Origin of the sequence: Flavobacterium sp. KMS, assembly GCF_000813005.1 — a bacterium.
Taxonomy (GTDB): domain Bacteria; phylum Bacteroidota; class Bacteroidia; order Flavobacteriales; family Flavobacteriaceae; genus Flavobacterium.
Genome location: NZ_JSYP01000003.1, coordinates 316,872 through 338,090 on the forward strand (window position 1 = coordinate 316,872; position 21,219 = coordinate 338,090).

General features: G+C 34.0%; 10 protein-coding genes. All 10 read left to right on the plus strand.

Going from position 1 to position 21,219, the window contains the following annotated elements:
• Window positions 1-34: 34 nt before the first annotated feature.
• The 10 genes from hepC (at window position 35) to OA93_RS05685 (ending at window position 20,867) form a co-directional block, all read left to right on the plus strand.
• Window positions 35-2,017, plus strand: coding sequence for a heparin-sulfate lyase HepC (gene hepC / locus OA93_RS05640; protein ID WP_039112140.1), 1,983 nt, complete (start codon window positions 35-37; stop codon window positions 2,015-2,017).
• Between the two features lie 1,080 nt (window positions 2,018-3,097).
• Window positions 3,098-6,247: a TonB-dependent receptor gene (locus OA93_RS05645; protein WP_039112141.1), complete on the plus strand. Its 3,150-nt coding sequence runs from the start codon at window positions 3,098-3,100 to the stop codon at window positions 6,245-6,247.
• Window positions 6,248-6,263: 16 nt separating this feature from the next.
• Entirely contained in the window at window positions 6,264-8,150 is a 1,887-nt protein-coding gene (locus OA93_RS05650; protein ID WP_039112142.1) for a RagB/SusD family nutrient uptake outer membrane protein, read from the plus strand.
• A gap of 11 nt (window positions 8,151-8,161) precedes the next feature.
• Window positions 8,162-9,589 carry an alpha-L-fucosidase gene (locus OA93_RS05655; RefSeq protein ID WP_039112143.1) on the plus strand — a complete coding sequence of 476 codons (1,428 nt, stop codon included), beginning with the start codon at window positions 8,162-8,164 and terminating at the stop codon, window positions 9,587-9,589.
• A 28-nt stretch (window positions 9,590-9,617) separates the two neighbouring features.
• Complete coding sequence (locus OA93_RS05660) at window positions 9,618-9,956, plus strand: hypothetical protein (RefSeq protein ID WP_131474458.1); 339 nt, start codon at window positions 9,618-9,620, stop codon at window positions 9,954-9,956.
• A 467-nt stretch (window positions 9,957-10,423) separates the two neighbouring features.
• Window positions 10,424-11,803: a sulfatase-like hydrolase/transferase gene (locus tag OA93_RS05665; protein WP_039112145.1), complete on the plus strand. Its 1,380-nt coding sequence runs from the start codon at window positions 10,424-10,426 to the stop codon at window positions 11,801-11,803.
• Complete coding sequence (locus tag OA93_RS05670) at window positions 11,775-14,507, plus strand: DUF4962 domain-containing protein (protein WP_240474684.1); 2,733 nt, start codon at window positions 11,775-11,777, stop codon at window positions 14,505-14,507. The genes OA93_RS05665 and OA93_RS05670 overlap by 29 nt, the downstream gene beginning before the upstream one ends.
• A gap of 260 nt (window positions 14,508-14,767) precedes the next feature.
• Window positions 14,768-18,823: a two-component regulator propeller domain-containing protein gene (locus OA93_RS05675; RefSeq protein WP_039112146.1), complete on the plus strand. Its 4,056-nt coding sequence runs from the start codon at window positions 14,768-14,770 to the stop codon at window positions 18,821-18,823.
• 61 nt (window positions 18,824-18,884) lie between these two features.
• Window positions 18,885-19,727, plus strand: a complete 843-nt coding sequence (gene kduI, locus OA93_RS05680; protein ID WP_039112147.1) for a 5-dehydro-4-deoxy-D-glucuronate isomerase — start codon at window positions 18,885-18,887, stop codon at window positions 19,725-19,727.
• A gap of 6 nt (window positions 19,728-19,733) precedes the next feature.
• The gene (locus tag OA93_RS05685; protein WP_039112148.1) at window positions 19,734-20,867 is read left to right on the plus strand and encodes a DUF4861 family protein; all 1,134 of its coding nucleotides are present in this window, start codon (window positions 19,734-19,736) and stop codon (window positions 20,865-20,867) included.
• Window positions 20,868-21,219: the final 352 nt, after the last annotated feature.

Consider the following 21,219-nt stretch of genomic DNA (forward strand, 5'->3'; position numbering starts at 1 on the left):
ATTACAGAAATTAAATCTATTTAATTAAAAACCAATGATAAATTTAAAAAGAACAGCAGCATTATTTTTTATGCTAATGACATTTTGCTTAACCCATGCACAAGAAGCTCCTATTACTAAGGCAAGTTTTGACAACATTAATCTTGCCTATCCGGGTTTAGAAAAAGTAAACAAACTTTTTACTGAAGCAAAGTATGATGATGCAGCCAAAGAATTACTTACCTATTACCGCAATCGTAAAAACATCAAACATCCTGATTTTAATGTTGGTGATGAAGCCCGTTTTAGAGGAAAAGATATTGGCAAAGCCAATCAGGAAAAAGCAGACAATGCCTTATTACATAAATTTCAGCCGCATAAAGGATATGGATTTTTTGACTATGGCAAAGATATCGATTGGGATTATTGGCCTATAAAAGACAATGAGATTCGTTGGCAATTACACCGCGTAACCTGGTGGCAATCTATGGGAATGGCATATCGTGTAAGCGGAGATGAGAAATATGCCAAAGAATGGGTTTTCCAGTTTCGTGATTGGGAAAAGAAGAATTATTTAGGAAGATCTAAAGGAAATGATAGTATCGCTTGGCGTCCGTTAGAAGTTTCTGAACGTATACAGAGTTTCCCAGGAACGTTTAATTTATTTGTAGTTTCGCCAAACTTTACTCCAGCATTCTTATTAGAATTCTTAAATAGCTTTAATAAGCAAACAGCTTATATCCCTAAACATTATAGTAAAGAAGGAAATCATTTATTGTTTGAAGCACAGCGTGTATTAGGCGCAGGAGCATTTTTTCCTGAGTTTAAACAAGCTGAAGAATGGCGCAAAAGTGGTATCGAAATCCTGAACCGCGAAATAAAACTACAAGTATTTGCCGATGGTGTACAATGGGAACTTTCACCAACGTATCATGTAGGTTGTATCGAAATTTTTACAAAAGCATATAATTCTGCAAAAATGGCGGGTGTAGAAAAGGAATTTCCAGAATCCTACATTAAAACAATCGAAAAGATGGTTTATGTTACAGCCAATATATCTTTTCCTGACTATAACTATCCTATGTTTGGTGATACTTGGGTTGTTGATAAAAAAGTAAGAATCAAACAATTTTCAAGTTGGTCAAAAATGTTCCCTCAAGATGGGCTTATCGAATATTATGCTACAGAAGGAGCTTCAGGTAAACTTCCTGATTATCTATCAAATGCATTCCCAAATGGAGGTTTTTACACATTTAGAAACGGATGGGATAATAAAGCAACCATACTAGTTTTAAAAGCCGGACCACCTGCAGAATTTCATGCACAACCTGATAACGGAACTTTTGAACTTTGGGTAAAAGGACGCAATTTTACACCAGATAGTGGTTGTTATATTTACAGCGGAGATGCCGAAGTTACCAAAATGAGGAACTGGTTCCGCCAAACAAGAGTTCATAGTACGCTTACCTTAGATAATCAGAATATGGTTATTACCAAAGCAGAGCAAAAGAAATGGAAAACGAGTAAAAACCTTGATATACTAACGTATACAAACCCTAGTTATACAAGTTTAAACCACGAGCGTAGTGTACTTTTTATCAACGAAAAATATTTTATAATAATTGATAAAGCAATAGGTAAAGCAACAGGGAATTTAGGAGTACATTTTCAGTTAAAAGAAGATAGCAAACCTGTTTATGATAAAGCCAATAATAGAGTATATACTACATATGCAGATGGTAACAACCTATTAATTCAGTCATTAAATAGTGATAAAGTTATTCTTAACGAAGAAGAAGGAAAAGTATCCTATTCATACGCAAAGGAAACGGCAAGACCAGCTTTTGCTTTCGAAAAACCAAAGAATGATGACAAAACACAACAATTTATAAGTGTTGTATATCCTTACGATGGCAATAATGCTCCTGAAATCAGTATTAAACCAAATACAGGTAATGATTTTGAAAAAGGAAACATAGACCTGAGTATTATTGTTGATGGCAAAAAAAGCGATCTAAAAGCTAGTTTGAATGACTAAATCATTCTAATTATAAACAAGTAGTTCAATTTGTAAAAGCGTCTAGAAAGTAATTTTTAGGCGCTTTTTTTATGTTTCAAACATATCTGTGAGCTAAAATGGTACGCGGATGACGCAGATTTACATAAGTAAAGACGCTGATCCCGAAGCGTCGGGACGGATTTTAAAACAATCTAAATCTCGTCAGAAACTTTGTATCGTGATGAGAGAAAATCAGTTTTTATCCGCGTTTTCGCTCTAGCGAATCCGCGTCATCCGCGTACCAATATAGACAATCTGCAACAGAAAATTAATAGAAAAACTCGTAAAACTTTGCGGAATCTACACCTAAAAAGACTCTTTATGAACAGAAAATAACTCATCAGAGTTTAATTTTTCTAAAATTTTGAATTATTTATTGTTAAATAGATTTAAAAAAATCAATCCCATATAAAAAAGAGAAATGTAATATCAAATTCTCAATCAAAATTGCAATAAAAGTAGTACTTAATTGTCTTTATTGGTCAAATTTACTTAACATTTCATTAAATTTTATTTAACCATTCTCCCCTACTTTCTATCTCAAAATTGTCCAGTAATAGCGGTGTTTTCTTCAAAAATAGAAGCAAAAATAGTTTAAGTTTTTTCTTGTTTTTCCTTTGTTTAAAGGGCGTATTAATCAAATTCAATAGTATTTTGGACGTATTCAAAACATTGATGTACCCTTGATGTATATATTTGTTTTTGTTAAACCAAAATCAAATTTAAATAAGCCACAAAATGAATAAACCAACACACCTCCGTTTTTATTTACCAGACGCAAAACTCCCCAGCGTTTTTCTCCCAGTTAACAAATTGTTATAATTTATTAAACTGATAACAATTCAATAATTGATTAAAAAAAAATAACCACATTAACTAACACTAAAAACCCAACTTATGATAAAAACTAATTTAGAGTTTCTATAAGGCTCATGAAAAATTATTTGATGAATATCTTTTGAGAAATAACAAAATTTATAAATCAAAATCGAATATCAATTTAAATAATATCAATTAGGAAATAAGAGGGTAAAACTTATTCCAGTTTAAACAAAAAATATGAAAAGGACTATATTTTTATTTTTGTTGCTACTAGTTTGTAAAGTTACGTACGGACAGACTATAACCGTAAAGGGTGTTGTAACTGATAGCCAACAATTACCATTACCAGGAGCAACAGTTTACGAAAAGGGAACTAAAAACAGTACGATTACATCTATGGATGGAGAATATCAAATTAAAGTAAAACCAGATGCAACATTGGTATTTAGTTTTATGGGAACCAAAACGGCAGAAATAAATGTAAAAAACAGAACAACTATAAATACAAAATTAGTAGATGATGCTAATAATCTAGACGAAGTAGTTGTTGTAGGTTACGGAACAAAATCAAGAAAAAATCTTACTGGAGCTATATCATCCTTAAAAGGTGAAGAAATTGCAAAAATGCCAGTGCAAAACGTTGCGCAAGCTTTGCAAGGTCGTATAGCAGGTATGCAAGTTACAATGGCCGATGGAACACCAGGATCTGAACCTTCGTTAAGGATTAGAGGAGGAACATCTATTACACAAAGTAACGAACCATTGTATGTTGTAGATGGAGTGGCTCAAACTGGCGGATTAGGCTTTATTGATCAAACAGATGTAGAATCTGTAGATGTTTTAAAAGACGCCTCCTCTACTTCTATTTATGGAGCTCAGGGTGCAAACGGAGTTGTTCTTATAACGACTAAAAAACCAAAAGGCGGAAAACTTACAATTGGTTATGATACTTATGGAGGAATAAAAACGATTGCCAGAAAACTTGACGTAATGAAACCGTATGATTATGTTCAATTAATGTACGAAGGAGCGACTGACGATGCAAAATTGCAGAAATTCACAAAAAATTTTGGAACATATGATGAATTAGCATCTCTTTATCAAAACAGACCGGGTATTAACTGGCAAGAAGAAATTTTTGGAAAAGCTGTAGAAACTCAATATCACAAAATAAGTTTCAGCGGTGGCGGAAGCGAAACTAACTTCAATGCTTTTTATTCTGTAAATAATGATCAGGGTATCATGCTAGGAAGCGAATCGGTAAAAAATATTGCAAAATTGGCAGTAACTCATAATGTGAGTAAAAAATTAACTGTTAGCGCAATTGTTAACTATTCCAATCAAAAAATAACAGGATTAGATACAGGCGAAGGTGGAAATGCAAGATTAAGTATGTTACAAACTTTGCTGCAATACCGTCCTACAATAGGGAAAAATGGTGTAGATGAAGATCTTAAAACTCTTGTTGTAGATCCATTTGATAATCAGGATTCACCTATATTTCAGAGTCCATCGATTACAATAGATAGTCAGAAAAGAGAAGCGATTAAAAAGTCTCTTAATATGAATTTTCAACTTCAGTATAATTTAACTCCTAAGTTGGTATATCGCGGATTAGTTAGTTATACAGATAATAATAATAGCGACAAATATTTTAACGATGCCAGAGGTATTCAGGCTATCAGAAGCGGCGGACCTAATGGTGGGGTTACTTACACTACATCTAACCGTTTAAACTATAACAATGTCCTAACGTACAGTAATACCTTTGCTAAAAATCATAAATTTGATGTTACAGCAGGTCAGGAATATATTTATAATTATTCTGAAGGAATTAATGCAAGTGCAAGTGCATTTCCAGATGTAAACTTAGGTTGGGATAAATTACAATTAGGTACAATTGCCGGAATCCCAACATCATATGCTGAGGATGATAAAATGTTGTCATTTTTTGCAAAAACAAGTTATGCATTCAAGAATAAATATTTATTTGCAGCAAGTATAAGAGCCGATGGATCTTCAAAATTTGGTGCAGATAACCGATGGGGTTATTTTCCTTCAGTATCTGCTGCATGGAGAATTATCGAAGAAGATTTTATGAGAAGCATACCTGAATTTTCAGATTTAAAACTTCGTGTAAGTTATGGTGAAGCTGGAAACAACCGAATTGCAAATTATGCAGCATTAGGTATTTTTAATTTAGGATCCTACCCTATTAATAATCAATCAAATATTACAGCGTATCAAAATAATATTCCTAACCCACAATTAAAATGGGAAGCTACAAAATCGACTAATATAGGTTTAGATTTAGGATTTTTTAAACAACGCATCTCACTTACAGCCGAGGTATATGAAAACCGTTCTAAAGATTTACTTTATAACACACGTGTACCAGCAAGCTCTGGTTTTAAAAAGCAGTTTCAGAATATTGGAGCAACTTCTAATCGTGGTTTAGAATTTACATTGAATACTGTAAACATCAAAAAAGCCGATTTTAGTTGGAATACAAGTTTTAATATCGCCTTTAATGAGACTAAAGTACTTGCTTTAAGCGAAGGAGAAAACTCTTTAATAACAAATAGTTACACCAATGCAAATGACTATATCCTTGAAGTAGGAAGACCAGTTGGAGTTATGTACGGTTATGTAAGAGATGGTTTGTATCAGGTAAGTGATTTTGATTATAACCCTACGCTTAATACCTATACTTTAAAATCGGGTGTGGTTAGCGATAATGTCGTGGTACAACCTGGATTTATAAAATTTAAAGATATTAGTGGGCCAAACGGTGTGCCAGATGGTGTAATTAATGATCTTGACAGAACTGCAATAGGAAATTCTAATCCTAAATATACAGGAGGATTAAATAATACATTTAGTTACAAAGGATTAGATCTTAGTATATTTTTAGATTTCTCAGTAGGTAATGATATCTATAATGCAAATATGCTAAACAATTCAAGGCTTAATCAGGAAAACCTAAACACATTTGCGGTATATGCTGATAGATGGACAACTATTAACTCAAGCGGACAACGTGTTACTAATCCTGCTGAACTAGAAGCTCTAAATGCTGGGAAAAAGAATCCCGCATTTAATGGTAATTCAACAGGACGTTTGTATAGTGATATTATAGAGGATGGTTCATTCTTGAGAATCAACAATATAAGTTTAGGATATACTTTTCCGAAAAAATGGTTGAGTAGTACGAAAATTTCAAACTTAAGAATTTATTTTACTGCTAATAATGTGTACGTATTTACTAAATATTCAGGGTATGATCCAGAAGTAAGTGTTATAAATAGCGCCATAACAAGAGGAGTCGATTTTAGTGCTTATCCAAGAAGCAAAACCTTCCTTACAGGTTTAAATATCTCACTATAATTTAAAGCTTAAAAAAATGAAAAAATATATATTTTCCTTTAGAACAATCGCAATAGCTGGGATAACTTGCCTACTATTACCGCTTAATTCTTGCGAAAAAGAACTAGAAGTAACACCATACTCCTACTTTACAACGGATGCTTTTTTTAGTAATATAAATGAAGCCTATATGGCAACATTAGGAGTTTATGAGCCAATGTCATCTGTAGATAGTTATGGTTGGAATATCTCATTAACTTTTGATGCCGATACAGATATTGGTCAATTAAGCGGAATAGGTTCTGATGATTGGCGTACTGTAGCACATTACCAGGGAATTTCTCAAACAAACACATTCTACCTTGTATGGAGTAAATTATACGAAGGCATAGACAGAGCAAATGTGGTGATTGAGAGAATACCTAAAATGGATTCGTATTTAAATGGAAGTCAAGCTGAAAAAGATCAACTAAACAGAATGATTGGCGAAGCAAAATTTTTGCGTGGTTTTTACTATTCAGAGTTAGTACGTTTATGGGGAGATGTTCCTTTTAAAACAAAAAGCTCACAACCAGGAGATAATCTTAGAGGAGGACTTGTAGATCGTTATGAAATATACACACAAATCATAAAAGATATGCAAGAAGCTGCGCTTGTCTTGCCAGTTCAAACACCAGTAGATGAACGCGTTAATAAATGGGCTGCAAAAGCCATGCTTGCCAGAGTGGCTCTTTTTGCAGGTGGATATTCCTTAAATGCAGACGGAACGATGAAACGCCCAGCTAATTACAAAGAATATTACCAATTAGCACAAAAGGAAATTAATGATATTATGGCGCAAAATCCATATAAATTAAATCCATCTTATTCTAAAGTATTTAAAAACCAATGTCTGCACGTTTTAGAACCTACAGAAAATATTTTTCAGGTTGCATTTTTTAATTCTGCCGGAGCAAAAGAGAATGGATCTTGGGTTGGATATTTTAATGGAGCATTAACATCAAACGGAGTTTATCCTACTAGTATAGGCAGATGCTTAGTACCAAAACCATTTTATAATAGCTTTACCGAAGGAGATCAAAGACGAGATTTCTCTATAGCAACCTATACAATTAATGCACAGGGAAATAAAGTAGCCCTTTTAACCGCAAAACAAGACGAAAGCTGGACAGCTGCAAAATGGAATAGAGAATATCAAACTAATTCTACGCAAGAGAGATCTTATACCCATATAAACTGGGTGGTGATGCGTTATTCAGACTTATTGTTAATGCGTGCCGAAGTAGAAAATGAATTAAACGAAGGACCAAATGCCATTGCTTATGATGCCATTAATCAGGTAAGAAAAAGAGCATTTGGTGGTGATATAGCAGGTAGTAGAATTGCTATTGATTTAAAAAATAAAGGAACAGGATATACATCGGCAGCCAATGTTTTAATAAAAATTACTGGTGGTGGTGGTACAGATGCTGCGGCTGCAGTAGTTACACTAGCAAGTGGTGGTATTAGCACAATTGGTATGTTACGTTCAGGAGATGGATATACATCTGAGCCTACTGTAACGATTACCAGTGTAGACGGAAAAGGTTCAGGAGCAACTGCTGTAGCAAGAGTTTTACCAAAACTAACAACTACAGAAATGAATCTTACAACAGGATTAAGCAAAGCTAATTTTCTTAAGGCATTACAACAAGAGAGAGCTTGGGAACTTAGTAACGAAGGTATGCGTAGAGCCGATTTAATAAGATGGGGAATTTTGGCAGATAAAATAGCCGAGACAAGTGCAGCAGTAAAACTGATTCGTTCGGGTTATTTTTATCCATCTGTAACAAACTTTGTAAGCGGTAAACATGAATTGTATCCGTTTCCTCAAAATGAAACAGATGTAAATAAGTCAATTACGCGTCAGAATCCTAAATATTAATTTATAGATTTATGTATAAAATAATAGTTTTATTAGTCGTTTTTTTTCTTCCACTTTTTGGGCAAGCCCAAGTAGATGTTCACGAAGCTTCTGGCGAATACGAATATCCTACAGATCCATTAGTTCGTGAAAAATTAGACAAATGGCAGGATTTAAAATTTGGAGTTATTTTACACTGGGGACTTTACAGTATAACCGCCATGAATGAATCGTGGCCTTTGGTTAACGAACTTTGGAAAAGAAGAGATACTACAAAAACATACGAAGAATATAAAAAATGGTATTGGGATCAATCAAAAAGCTTTAATCCTGTTAAATTTAATCCCGAAAAATGGGCTGAAATTTCTAAAAATGCAGGAATGAAATATCTGGTATTTACTACCAAACATCATGAAGGCTATTCGATGTTCGATACTCAACAGAGTGATTTTAAAGTTACCAATGGGCCATTTGCAAACAACCCAAAAGCCGATGTAACCAAATATATTTTTGAAGCATATCGTAAACAAGGCATGATGATTGGCGCTTATTTTTCTAAACCCGATTGGCATTCAGAATATTTTTGGTGGCCACGTTTTGCAACAGTAAATCGTAATGCAAATTATAACACAAACGAATTTCCAAAACAATGGAAAAAATTTAAAGATTTCACTTATAATCAAATAGGGGAAGTTTTAGGGAACTATGGCAAAGTAGATATTTTATGGTTAGATGGTGGTTGGGTTAGAAATCCTCAGCCAGGAGAAATGGAAAAAGCATATGTACAAAGTAGCAAATCCTACTATCCACCCTATCCGCAAGATGTAGATATGCCTAGAATCGCTAAAATGGCAAGAGAAAAACAACCTGGGATTTTAGTGGTAGACAGAACCGTACACGGATCTTATGAAAACTATCGTACACCAGAATTAACCATCCCAAAAGAACAATTAAAAGATCCTTGGGAAACTTGCCTTACTATAGCTAAAGGTTGGGGATATACAAAAAAGAAACCAATAAAATCAGGTACTTGGATAATACAAACGTTGGCAGAAGTTGTAGCCAAAGGTGGTAACCTACTTTTAGGCTGGGGACCAACGGCTGAAGGTGAATTTCCAGAATATATTAATAAACCATTAGAAGAAATTGGTGCTTGGCTTAAAGTGAATGGTGAAGCCATTTATGGAACACGAATCACTGAAAACTATAACGATGGTTCGACTTGGTTTACACAATCAAAAGATGGGAAAAAGAAATATGCCATTTCTTGTATAAAAGAAGGAACAACAATTCCTGCAACAATAAAATGGAAAGGAAATATCCCAACAAATGGAAAAAAAATAAAACTAATTTCTACAGGTAAAAATGTAGTTTGGAAACAAGAAGGAGATTCTGTTGTGATAGAAATACCAAAAGAATTAGTAGGAAGTCAAACAGCTGCTTTAGCTTTTGCATTTTAAAAAAATCAATCAAATAAAAATTATGATTATGAAAAACATACTATTGGTATTAAGCTTCGCCTTAATGACTACAGTTACATTTGGACAAAGCAAGCCTCAAAATATGAAAATATTAAGAGATTCCATTTTTACAGTCATGAAACTTAGTGATGAAAACAAACTCAAAATGCATAATTTAATTGCAGAGAATGGAAAAACTCAAAAAGCAATAAAAGAAGATGCAACACTTACTGAAGAACAAAAAAAAGAAAAACTACAAGCTTGGAGAAAAGAGATATCAGTAAAAGAAAAATCAATTCTAACTCCAGAAGAATTCCAAATATGGAGAGATTTTGGAAAATCATTAAGCGATAAGTCTAAGAAATAATAATTGTCAATTGAATCTTTTCTAGTGAATTACCAAACTAGAAAGTTGCTGAATACGGGTTTTAATTGAATTTAATATCATTTTGAACAAAATTAAAACCCTAATTAAGCATTGATGATTAAATTCGTTTTGTGGTTTTAAAGGGTAGTAAAAGAATAGTTTTATTTGTTGATGTTAATTTGAAAAAAATAGGATTAGCATAGTCCCGATACCGATCCAAAAGCTTCGGGCAATGTCATTAAGTTAAGCCCTTTTGAGCTAATTATGGTTAATTGTTTTCTCGCAAAGACGCAAAAGCGCAAAGATTTTAGGCGAAAACTTGGCGGCTTGGCGACTTTGCGAGAGATTTATTTGGTACAGTATAACTGCTGTTTTTCTTATCTTAATGACATTGAGCTTCGGGATGGGATGGGACTATGTGTTAAAAATAATAACAAGAATAAGCTAATCTATTAATATAAGTAGATATGAAATTTAGAATAAACATTTTGCTTTTATGCGTACTAGGATTGATAATTACTCCATTAATGAGTATTGCTCAAACCAAAGAACGTCCAAATATTCTTATTATCATGACCGATCAGCAAACTGCTGATGCGATGAGTATTGCGGGTAACAAAGACTTACATACACCCGCAATGGATAAGCTGGCACAAAACGGAGTTCGTTTTACCAAAGCTTATTGTGCACAACCACTGTGTACGCCATCCCGTACAGCGATCTTTAGCGGAAAAATGCCTTATGAAACAGGTTTTATAGGCAATGCACCAGAAAAAGACGGACAATGGCCAGATGATTTATTAATGATGGGCAAAATCTTCCAAAACGGAGGATATAAAACAGGTTACGTAGGCAAATGGCATTTGCCAGTTCCTACTACAAAAAAGAGTCAACATGGTTTTGAATACATAGAGAACACCAATTTTCAGGATTATAATGATGCAGCTACACCATCATTTTGTGCCCGATTTATCAAAGAGAATAAAAACACCCCGTTCTTGCTAGTAGCTTCATTTTTAAATCCTCATGATATTTGCGAATGGGCAAGAGATGAAGATTTAAAAATGGATGTATTGGCCAAAACACCTCCAGTTGATCAGTGTCCGCCATTGCCGATTAACTGGAGAATTCCAGATAACGAACCACAAATAGTACGTGATCAGCAAAAAGTAAGTGCCCGCACCTATCCTACTGTAAACTGGAGCGGAGACCAATGGAGACAATACCGTTGGGCGTATAATCGCTTAGTCGAAAAAGTAGATAATTATATCGAAATGGTATTGGCATCATTAAAGAAATATGGTATCGAAAAAAACACCATCATTGTTTTTACAGCAGATCACGGCGATGGTTATGCAGGTCATAGCTGGAACCAAAAGCAAATATTATATGAAGAAGCCGCAAAAGTACCTTTTATCATTTCAAAAATAGGACAATGGGAACCTCGCACCGATGATATGTTGGTTTGTAATGGTATCGATATAATCCCAACCATTTGTGGATTTGCTGGCGTAGAAAAACCTACCTATTTAAAAGGAATTGATATTAGTAAAAAAATTGAGAATCCAGCGCTAGACTTACGTGATACACTAGTTATAGAAACTGATTTTGCCGATAACGAAGAATTATTAGGTATAAGTGGTCGTGCCGTAATTACTAAAGATTATAAATATATTGTTTATAATAAAGGAGAGATTAAAGAGCAACTTTTTGATTTGAGCAAAGATCCGGGAGAAATAACTAATCTGGCAGTAAATAAATCACATAAAAAGAAACTCGTAGAAATGCGCAATTATTTAAAAAATTGGTGCAAAATAAATGGAGACACTTTCGTATCAGGATTATAAATCAGATGAAAAGAAAAGAATCATGATAAAGAAAAAAATAATTGCTTTGTTATTGTTAATCACGTTTAACGCGTTTAGTCAACAAGAACCAGCAACAATCAAATTAAACGTAGAAAAACTGCATTCGAGAGTACGCGAATGGCCTTATCCTATAAACGGAATAACGGTGCCAACGAATACTCCAGCCCTGCTTTGGCCTGCAACCAATGGTAAAACCATGGTAAAACCTATGGAAAGCGGAAGTGCAGTACCAGAAGATCCTAATATTGGCAATGTACGTTACAAAGTAATGTTGGCAAGTGATATAAATTTTACAAAAGAGCTGCTTACTAGTTCAGAACAGCGTTGGGCTGTTTATCCGTTACATCAATCATTAAAACCAGGAAAATGGTACTGGAAATATGCGTATGCTTTAAAAGGCAGCAATCATTGGACCTGGTCTACTGTTTATGATTTTGTAATTGATGCTAAATATGCCAATGAAAAAGTATCTCCACCAATAACCGAAGTGCTAAAACGAAACCAAGGTTCACATCCCCTATTATGGGATATGAATCGCATAGGTGAAGATTTTTATAAAAATAATCTGGAAAATCCAGAAGCCAAAACGTTTATCGCTTTCGCTGAAAAACTGATGTTAGCTCCCCTTCCTACAGAGAAACCTCAAAGAGTAATTGATACAACGGGGAAAAATGCACTGGAAAAAAAGTTAATTATTGAAAGAATGTACCATGGTTTTGGAGATGCCGTAGGTACACCAGTACGTAATTTGTGTATTGCGTATCAATTAACCAAGGACAAACGATTTATTTTAGATGCAAAACGCAGAGCATTAAATATTGCTAATATGAATCCCGATGGTTTAGCCACAGGGGATGATTTTACAAGCGGTGCAGTTCTCGAAGCATTAGGTTGGTTTTATGATGCCGGATATGATTTTTTAAATCCACAGGAAAAAGAATTATTCAAAAATATAATTACACTTAGAGCACAAAGAGTTTATAATCATTTGCCAAACCGTTTTGAGTTGCATGTAAGTGACAATCACGTATGGCAAATCACCATGCGCAATTTAGCCATTGCAACAGTAGCAGTTATAAATGATGTGCCCGAAGCCAAAGAATGGCTTACGTATATGTACGAAGTCTGGTCGGCACGTTTTCCTGTATTAGGCACAACCGATGGAGGCTGGCATGAAGGGAATGGCTATTTTAGAGTAAACTTTAAATCTATTATCTACCTTTCTCAAATGTTTGGAGATTTTAGTGGAGTAGATTATTTTAAACTACCATGGATGCAAAATCTACCTTATTATATGTTATATACACATCCTAATGATGGGGCAAGTACCGCCATTGGGGACATATGGGAAAACATACCATACATTGTAAAAGGAGAAGCTTGGTTTGCAGATGCGCTTACTTATAAAATAGATAACCCGTATTTAAACTGGTATGTAGATAGAATAAAAAAAGATCATCCAGACTATTTTCGAGGAACAGATGATTACTTATTATTTAGATTATTAAACTTTAAACCAAATAGAAATTTACCTGTTTCTTCGCCTACTGATTTGCCTAAAACACGCAAGTTTGGTGATGTCGGAGTAATAGCAATGCACGAAGATTTGGCTAAAGCCGATAAAACACTAAGCAGTTATTTATTCAGTAGTCCATTTGGTGCTTCAGGACATGGACATGCTTCGCAAAATGCATTTACAGTAAACTTTAAAGGGAAAGTAATCTTTGGAGGAACTGGGTATTATAGCAACTTTAGCGATAAGCATAACCTTTTGTATTATCGTACATCCAAGGCATATAATACAATTTTGGTAGATAGTTTGAGTCAGAAAATTGGAGAAGAAGGTTACGGATGGACACCACGTGCTATTTCGGGACAACATATTCAATATGCTTTAGGTGATGCAAGTAACGCTTATGGCGAAATTAAAAGTGAATTTTGGCTGAATAGATTCAATCAAATTAATGTAGTTCCAAATAAAGAAAATGGTTATGGAGATCCAGGAGTAACATTATATCGCCGACATATGTTACAACTAGATGGTGGGTATATTGTATTGTATGATGAACTAGAAGCTAAGAAACCAGTAAAATGGACAACGCAATTTCATTGCCCCTATTACACAATCGAAGCACAAAATACCGAAAACACAAACCAACAAAACTTCACAGTAAAAACAGATTTAGGTAGCGTAACGGCAAGTGTTTTTGCTAATAGTCCTTTGAATATGAAGGTACACAACAAGTTTTTTGAAGCAGCGGTTAATTGGAACAAAGTAACCAATGATACAGGCGAAATAAAAGATTTTAAAGATCAATGGCACGCAGGAATTACATCAGAATCTAAACCAAAATTCAGATATTTAACCATTATACAAGTTAAAGATGGTAAAACTGAAGTAATTAAAACGGTTTCAAACATAGATGGATTATACAATTTACAAGTTGGAGATTGGGAAATACAAGCACAATTAAATGGAGAAAAACCAGCGGCATTACAAGTAGCTGGCAAAGCAGTAAAATCATTATTTAATTATGGTGGTATATCAATTAAATTTCAAGGAAAAACATATATCCCTAAAGTTATGGGAAGTTCTATTTTGTTAGAAATGGAAGGTTCCAAAGTAAACAAACAAGAGGTTGTAGATGAATTACCAGATGTAGCTAAATACGATAAGAATTAAAAAAGTGAACTATACAAGTTATCTAAGTTCATTTAATCGAAATTTATTATATTTTTAAAGTAAAAAAAAAGTTAGATTGCTTCAGCTTAACGCATTGAATAACCTCCTGCTTTAGCTGGAGGTTTAAGAAATGATGATGAATGATAAGGCTTTAGTAAAAATGAAAATAGAATTTGTGAAAATCATCACAATTTAATTACAATACCTACAAGGTCAAAAAAAGACCTTGCAGGAAAAAAACAAGAATTATTTAAACTACCATGAGAAAAAAGATTGCTATAATAACCCTTTTGTGCACTGTGCTTTTTGCAATAAAAAGTCACGCCCAAGTGCAAGACCGATATTTTCGCAATATTTCGGTTGATAAAGGCTTATCGCAAAGTTCAGTTTTTGCAATTCAGCAAGATCAACTCGGATTTATCTGGATTGGAACTCAAGATGGTTTAAATCGTTATGATAGTAAAGGTTTTAAAGTATACAGACCCGTAAAAGGAGCTAAAAACAGCTTACAATCCTACTACATCCGAAGCTTGTTTAAGGATCATAAAGGGCAATTATGGGTTGGAGGAAACCAAGGAATCAGCGTTTATAATTACGATACAGACAATTTTGTTAATTATAAACTTCCGCGTAGTCTTGGCGAATGGTATATATCATCAATAACAGAAGATAATGCGCATAGAATCTGGGCTACATCAATAGCAGGAGATGTATTTATGCTTACTCCCGAAGCCGAAAATTTCACTACAATAAAGTTTAATGCTTCATCACACGAAGTAAAAAAAATAGCCTATATCGGCGTTTGGCAACAACAAATTATTTTAGGAACAGATGTTGGGCTTTTTAAATTAAAACCAAAAACACACGAATTAATCAAAATTAATCTAGGAGCAAAAAAGCCTTATATTAATGATGTTTATGTAGATGGAAAAAAATTATGGGTAGCAACCGAAGGATACGGAGTAATACAATATAATAGCCAGAATGGGCAAGCTACTTCCCTCCTGCACAACTCAGGAACCAACAGTATAGCCGATAATAATATAAGATGTGTTGGTAAAGATACCGAAGGAAATATTTGGCTAGGAACTTTTAAAGGGCTTACTATTTTTAATCCTAAGGCAAATTCTTTTGCAAATTACTACCATCAAATATCACAGCCTTACACCATTAGTCAGAACTCGGTGCGTTGTTTCTTTAAGGATAATCAAAACGGAATTTGGCTAGGAACGTATTATGGTGGACTCAATTACTATCATAAGAACGATATTAAGTTCAATTTACTAAGCCAAAACTCGGGTAAACCATCCTTAAATGACGAAGTTATCGGTGTTATAAAGCAAGATCCAAAAGGTGATTTTTGGATTGGAACGAATGACAAAGGAGTAAATTATTGGAACAAAAATAATAATACAATTAGCTATTATTCAAACAGCGAGAATAACCCAAATAGTCTAAGTTCTAACAATATCAAAGCCATTGCTTTTGATGATAACGGCAATGTATTAATTGGGACTCACAACGGCGGATTAAATTTATTGAACCCAAATAGTGGTCATGTGCAGCGCTTTCGCCACGACGAAAACAATCCAAGTTCTATTGCGGGCGATTTAGTTTATAGTATTCTTAAAGATCATAAAGGACGTATTTGGGTAGGAACAAGATCAGGATTAGATCAATTTCATCCAGAAACAAAATCATTTACACATATTCATTTAGATAAAGCTGGCAAACGACCAACTTCTGATGATATTACTTTTCTTTTTGAAGATAGTAAGCATCGAATCTGGATCGGAACTACCAACGGAGTTACGCTGTTTTATCCTGATAATCTTTTATTTGGAAACATCGGACACGGAAAAGTCAGCGAAGATATTGTCAATTGTATTACCGAAGACAAAAAGCACAGAATATGGATTGGTACAAGAGAAGGATTGAGTTTATATAATGAAACGCAGGAATCTTTTATCAGTTTTAAAACAAAAAACGACTTTGTAAAAGGAACTATTTACGGCATAATTCCAGATGAAGATAATAATTTATGGATTTCGACTAATAGCGGATTAATTAAATTTAATCCCGACAGTGGTTCTATACAAACTTTTGACGAAAGTGACGGACTTCAAAACAAGCAATTTAATGAGTATTCATTCTACAAAGCCAAAGATGGAATGTTGCTTTTTGGAGGAATAAAAGGTATTTCATATTTCTATCCTGCAATGGTTAAGCAGCAATTGCTTCCGCTAAAACTTAGTTTTACAGGACTGGAAGTTTTAAATAAAACCGTTGCTGTAGATGATGAAACAAATATACTGGAACAACATATCGATCAGGCCGAAGAATTAGAGATTGGACCAGAATACAAACAATTCAGTATCTTTTTTAATACATTTAATTACATATCTGCCAATCGTACCCATTATTATTACAAATTAGATGGACTCGACAAAGATTGGCAACGTACCGATGAGCTAAAAATAAGCTATAGTAATTTGCCCGCAGGAAATTACAATTTGCAAATAAAAGCAATGGGACCTAACGGAGAAATGAGCCCAATAAGAAGTTTAAAAATTATAATTCTTGCTCCATGGTATAAAACAATATGGTTTTATTTATTGCTGTTGGCAATTATTGGTACAGCGGCATATATTGCTTTCAGAATGATTACTGAGCGTATAAAAGCGCTACAACAATTAAAACTAGAACGAATAGATAAAGAAAGAGTGAGTTATATTAATCAGGTAAAAATGGATTTTTTCACCAATGTATCTCACGAACTAAGAACACCTTTAACATTGATTTTGGCACCTCTGGAAGATTTATTAAAATCACCATTTGCAGATAAAACATCCAAAAAGAAACATGAACTCATGTTTATCAATGCCAAAAGATTATATAACCTGGTTGATCAATTATTTGAGTTTAGAAAAACCGAAATGGGAACGCGCCAACTTAAAGTAGGTAAAAGCGACCTTGTGAGTTTTACCAATGAGATTTTTGAATCCTTTAAACCACTTGCCGAAAAAAATCACATTCATTACACCTATCATTCATCAGAAACGCAACTTATATTTTCTTTTGATAAAGATGCTATGGAGAAAATCTTGTTTAATCTACTTTCAAATGCATTTAAATACACCCAAAGTGGTCAAAGCATAAAAGTAGAATTATTAAAGGAAAATGAAAAAGTATTTATAAAAGTAGCAGACACAGGAGTTGGAATAAGCGAGGATGATTTGTCTAAAGTATTTGATCGTTTTTATCAGGTAAATAATAAAGAAATGAATTTGGGTTCGGGTGTTGGTTTAGCTTTTACCAAACGATTGGTCGAACTACATCATGGCGAAATCATTGCCGAAAGTACAAAGGAAAAAGGAACAGTTTTTACTGTAGCAATTCCTACTTCAGAAACTATATATATAAATGATTCGCGTGTAGAAGACTCTGTATATGAGTTATCTATGGTAACAGACGATAATCTTGTTATAGAAGATGATATACTCCTGCAGGAAAATGAAATTTTAATAGATGAAACTGCCGATGGAGATCAAATAATCAAACTACTTATTGTAGATGATAATAAAGAGATTCTGGATTACCTGCAAGATTATTTGGGCAAGATGTATGAAATTGTAGTTGCTTACAACGGACAGATGGCACTGGAACTATTAGAAATTCAACAATTTGACCTCATTATTAGCGATGTAATGATGCCAGAACTAGACGGATTGCATTTTTGTAAACGTGTAAAACAAAACATCAATACATCACACATTCCATTAATGCTTTTAACTGCAAAAACAGAAACGAGTCAGCAAATAAAAGGATTAGAAATGGGAGCTGATGATTATATCACAAAGCCATTTTCGCCAAATTTGCTTGCCGCAAAAATTGCAAACTTATTACGCTCCCGCAAACGATTAAAAGAATACTATTCGGCTGGAAAAGAAATGGTACCCGAAAACATCGCTTTTAATGCCCTTGACGAAGAGTTTTTAAAACAAGCCATAAATATTGTCGAAGAACATTTAGCCGATTCGGAATTTACAGTAGATAAATTCAGTAAGGAAATCGGAATGAGCAGATCCAATCTTTATTTAAAATTAAAAGCAATTACAGGAGAATCGGCTATGGATTTTATAAAAAGGATACGATTTAAAAAAGCAGTCGAGCTAATGCAAAACAAGCGGCATACTATTGCGCAAATTACTTATATGTGCGGTTTTAACTCGCCTTCGTATTTCTCAACAGCATTTAAGCAATACTATGGTTGTATGCCAAGTGAGTATTTAGCCAAGCTAAATGATGAAAAATAATATTACCAAAATACAGTGTAAAAAACTGAAATTTCAATAATACAAAACAAACCAAATTATTATGAATACCAATTTTGAAAGCCGTTTTGCAGTAAGTCCAAAAGAAGCAAAACAAATGGATACAGAAACATTACGCGAAAATTTTTTAATCGAAACTATTTTTAGCGCAGAACAAGTAAAACTAACCTTATCACATTACGATAGATATATTATTGGTGGAGCAATGCCAGTAAACCAAAAAATTGTATTACCTAATCCTACCGATTTAAAAGCGGAATATTTTCTGGAAAGAAGAGAAATCGGAATCATTAATGTAGGAGGAAAAGGAATTATTACCGCTGATGGTGAAAGATTTGAAATAGATTTTAAAGAAGCTTTATATCTGGGAAAAGGTATCAAAGAAGTAGTTTTTGAATCTGTAGATGTTAATTCTCCAGCCAAATTTTATTTAAACTCTGCTCCTGCTCACCACAAATATCCATCAAAAAAAGTAACAAAAGCCGATGCTGAAATTGTAGAATTAGGAACTATGGAAACGGCAAATCATCGCATTATAAATAAATTAATTGTAAATAGTGTGGTACAAACCTGTCAGGTTCAAATGGGGATGACAGAGCTAAAATCAGGTAGTGTTTGGAATACTATGCCAGCGCACACTCATGATCGCCGTATGGAAGCTTATTTCTATTTTGAAGTACCCGAAAATCAAAGTGTTTGCCATTTTATGGGACAACCACAAGAAACAAGACATATCTGGATGCAAAATGAGCAAGCCGTAATCTCTCCTAATTGGTCTATTCATTCAGGGTCAGGAACCTCTAATTATACCTTTATTTGGGGAATGGCTGGAGAAAATTTAGATTATGGAGATATGGATCATTGTGCTATTAACGATTTAAAATAAGTGATTATGAAATTGATTAAACTCTTTCTTTGCCTTGCTTTTGTCTCGCCATTAGGTGTTTTCGCACAAGGAAAAGCAACAATAACCATTCAGAATAATTCGGCTCAGGAACGAAAAGAAGCTGTTGTAGCTATAAAATGGGCAACGGTTTTATCACGTTATCCTCAAATAGATACAGCAAATTTTGTTGTGATTAATCAGGCGACAAAAAAGCAAGTTCCTTTTCAGTTAGAACACCGCGGACTTTCCTCAATTCAAAATCTTTTAGTACAAGTTAATGCTAAAGCAAAAGCGTCACTTACTCTGGTAATACAAAAAGGAAAACCAGAAACTTTTGCTACAAAAACTTATGCGCGTTATGTACCAGAACGCAAAGATGATTTTGCTTGGGAAAATGACAAAATAGCCTTTCGTGCCTACGGTAAAGCGATAGAAAACACAAAGGAAGATGCTTCTGGATTTGATGTTTGGGTAAAAAGAACCGATAAAATGGTCATTAATGAACGTTATAAGATTGGAAATTACCATATCGATAGTGGCAACGGAATGGATTATTACCACGTAGGCACTACATTGGGCGCAGGAAATATGGCACCATATGTAAATGACAGCATTCGCTATTCGGGAAATTATCGCAAATGGTTAGTGCTGGACAACGGGCCTTTGCGCAGTACATTTCAATTAACTTACGACACCTGGATTGCTGGAGGAATAGAAGTTAAAGCTACAAAAATCATTTCTATAGATGCTGGATCACAACTTAATCGTGTAGAAAATACCTATACATTTAATGGAAATAAACCACCTATGGAAGTTGTAGTTGGCTTAAGCAAAAGACCAGAAGCCGGAGTTATTTCATTAAATGAACAACAAGGTATTATGGGATATTGGGAGCCTACATTTGGTGAAGACGGAACTACAGGAGTTGGTTCTATACTAACTACACCAGTAAAAAGTATGTGGGTAGATAAAACACAAATATTAGGAAAAACGACCGTTGTAAATAATGAACCTATCGTGTACTACACGGGAGCAGCTTGGAATAAAGCACGAAAAATTACCGATGCAAAACAATGGTTTACTTATTTGGATAATTTTTATCAGCAACTGAAAAATCCATTAATTGTAAAAGTCGAATAAGGCTACAGTAACGCTCAAATAAAAACTTTAGATAAAATATACCTAGTCAGCGCATTAAATTGTAGTTGAGAGCCATACTTATGCCTTTTTTGAAAAGAATTTAGCACATTCCTGCAAGGTTTTAAACCAAAGATCCAAGGAATTTTGATAAAAGCTCAAGTTTAAAGTTGGTCTGCGCATTTTTGTCATCCTATGTTTGTAATAAAAAAGGATTTCTGTTTTTAGTACATTTATGTTTAGATTTTCAACAGAAGAAAGGGAAAGATAAAAACTAAAAATTGTCATTTGTCATAATAGACTGTTCGAAATGGTAGTTCCTTTCCCTCTCTGCTTTTGAGCTTGGACAGTTCAT